We start from the raw sequence: 3167 nt of genomic DNA on the forward strand, positions 1-3167 counted from the left end.
ACCGGGGGTTTAGTTCAGCTGGTAGAACACTTGCTTTGCAAGCAAGGGGTCACCGGTTCGAGTCCGGTAACCTCCACCAAGAATAGATTGAAGTGTTTGGGCAAGCGTCCGAGCATTTCAATCTGGTCTTGAAAAAGGATCAGAGGTCTGTACCTTGAAAACTGAACAGTGAATGCAAGCAAGAAATTGCGAGCAAGCAACAGAGAGGTAACAAAGTAAACTTTTGTGGACTTTTAAAAAGGGTAACACAAAACTACAATGAACCGAATCTGAAGCCTGCATAATTCTTGATGAGAACCAGTTGCAGATCTGCAAAGGTCTGCGTTACGGTCAAGCTGATAAGAGCGCAAGGGGAATGCCTTGGCATCGAGAGCCGAAGAAGGACGTGACAAGCTGCGATAAGTCTGGGGGAGCCGCACATAGGCTTTGATCCCGGAATTTCCGAATGGGGAAACCCGGCAGAGCAATACTCTGTCAACGTGCGTTGAATCAAATAGGCGTACGTGGGGAACCGCCTGAACTGAAACATCTAAGTAGGGCGAGGAAGAGAAATCAACCGAGATTCCGCTAGTAGTGGCGAGCGAACGCGGAAGAGGGCAAACCGGAGGATTTATTCTCCGGGGTTGTGGACTTGCATACGGTATACTAGGTTAGCTGAACGGTATGGGAAGGCCGGCCATAGCGGGTGAGAGCCCCGTAAGCGAAAGCCGATGTATGCCAGCGGGTATCCAGAGTACCGCCGGACACGTGAAACCCGGTGGGAAGCTGGGGGGACCACCCTCCAACCCTAAATACTACTCGATGACCGATAGAGGAGCAGTACCGTGAGGGAAAGGTGAAAAGGACCCCGGGAGGGGAGTGAAATAGAACCTGAAACCTTGTGCTTACAAGCACTCAGAGCACGTTAAAGTGTGATGAGGTACTTTTTGTAGAACGGTCCGGCGAGTTATTGTACGGAGCAAGCTTAAGGTGTTGAGCACCGGAGGCGAAGCGAGAGCGAGTCTGAATAGGGCGAATATAGTTGCGTGCAATAGACCCGAAACCAGGTGACCTATCCATGGGCAGGTTGAAGTGGGGGTAAAACCCCATGGAGGACCGAACCGACCCCCGTTGCAATGGTGGCGGATGACCTGTGGATAGCGGAGAAATTCTAATCGAACTTGGAGATAGCTGGTTCTCCCCGAAATAGCTTTAGGGCTAGCGTTAGTTTAGATTACCGGAGGTAAAGCACTGAATGGGCTAGGGGCTGATAAAGTTACTGAACCCTATCAAACTCAGAATGCCGGATAATTGATGACTAGCAGTCAGACTACGTGAGATAAGTCTCGTGGTCAAAAGGGAAACAGCCCAGACCCACAGCTAAGGTCCCAAAGATACGCTAAGTGGAAAACGATGTGGAATTGCGAAAACAACCAGGATGTTGGCTTAGAAGCAGCCACTCATTAAAAGAGTGCGTAATAGCTCACTGGTCGAGTGATTCTGCGCGGAAAATGTAACGGGGCTAAGCGTAACACCGAAGCTTGGGATGCAGTAATGCATGGTAGGGGAGCGTCGAATGAGGGGTGAAGTCGCAGCGGAAGCAGCGGTGGACTTCATTCGAGTGAGAATGCCGGAATGAGTAGCGAGAATTATGTGGGAATCATAATGGCCGAAAATCTAAGGTTTCTTGGGGAAGGTTCGTCCGCCCAAGGTAAGCCGGGAGCTAAGGCGAGGCCGCGAGGCGTAGTCGATGCACATACGGTTGAAATTCCGTAGCCACCGAAACTTAAACTAGAAGGACACTTGGAGCTAGCTGGACCCGGGCGTTGGTTGACCCGGGCGAAAGGGACCGAAAATAAGTAGGGAAGCCAGTGAATGACGAGGCGAGAAAAGTTCTAGTGTATGCTAAGGTGCCCGTACCGCAAACCGACACAGGTAGATGAGGAGAGAATCCTAAGGCCAACGGGAGAAGGGTTGTTAAGGAACTCGGCAAAATTACCCCGTAACTTCGGGATAAGGGGAGCCCCCGTGAGGGGGCCGCAGAGAATAGGCCCAAGCGACTGTTTACCAAAAACACAGGTCTATGCTAAATCGAAAGATGACGTATATGGGCTGACGCCTGCCCGGTGCTGGAAGGTTAAGAGGAGGGCTTAGCGCAAGCGAAGGTCTGAATTGAAGCCCCAGTAAACGGCGGCCGTAACTATAACGGTCCTAAGGTAGCGAAATTCCTTGTCAGGTAAGTTCTGACCCGCACGAATGGCGTAACGATTTGGGCGCTGTCTCAACAGCCCACCCGGCGAAATTGTAGTACTGGTGAAGATGCCAGTTACCCGCAACTAGACGGAAAGACCCCATGGAGCTTTACTGTAGCTTAATACTGAGGATTGGTAATTGATGTACAGGATAGGTGGGAGACTAGGAAGTCAGGGCGTCAGCTTTGATGGAGTCAACCTTGGGATACCACCCTTCAATTGCTGGTTTTCTAACCTGCGGCCGTGAATCCGGTCGGGGGACACTGTTAGGTGGGCAGTTTGACTGGGGCGGTCGCCTCCAAAAAGGTAACGGAGGCGCTCAAAGGTTCGTTCAGCACGGACGGAAATCGTGCAGTGAGTGTAAACGCAGAAACGAGCCTAACTGCGAGGGTGACAATCCGAGCAGTAACGAAAGTTGGAGTTAGTGATCCGGCGGTATGTGAGTGGAAATGCCGTCGCTCAACGGATAAAAGCTACCCTGGGGATAACAGGCTGATCTCCCCCAAGCGTCCACAGCGACGGGGAGGTTTGGCACCTCGATGTCGGCTCGTCACATCCTGGGGCTGAATTCGGTCCCAAGGGTTCGGCTGTTCGCCGATTAAAGTGGCACGCGAGCTGGGTTCAGAACGTCGTGAGACAGTTCGGTCCCTATCTGTTGCGGGCGAAAGAGATTTGAAGGGAGCTGTCCTTAGTACGAGAGGACCGGGATGGACAGACCTCTGGTGCACCAGTTGTCGTGCCAACGGCACAGCTGGGTAGCTACGTCTGGACGAGATAAACGCTGAAAGCATCTAAGCGTGAAACTCCCCCTAAGATAAGATCTCTCATCCCTCGAGGAGTAAGGCGCGTCGTAGACTATGACGTTGATAGGTCGGAGGTGTAAGCACAGCAATGTGTTGAGCTGACCGATACTAATCCGCCGAGGGCTTGACCTGA

At 52.0% G+C, this 3167-nt stretch carries 1 tRNA gene and 1 rRNA gene; both read left to right on the forward strand.

The features are described 5' to 3' along the window. Nucleotides 1-3 precede the first annotated feature (3 nt). A tRNA-Ala gene (locus H6B31_RS16345) sits at nucleotides 4-79 on the forward strand. 249 nt (nucleotides 80-328) lie between these two features. Further along, a 23S ribosomal RNA gene (locus H6B31_RS16350) occupies nucleotides 329-3166 on the forward strand. The last annotated feature ends 1 nt before the right edge of the window (nucleotide 3167 follow it).

The sequence above is a fragment of the Pseudoflavonifractor capillosus genome, assembly GCF_016899775.1.
Classification (GTDB): domain Bacteria; phylum Bacillota; class Clostridia; order Oscillospirales; family Oscillospiraceae; genus Lawsonibacter.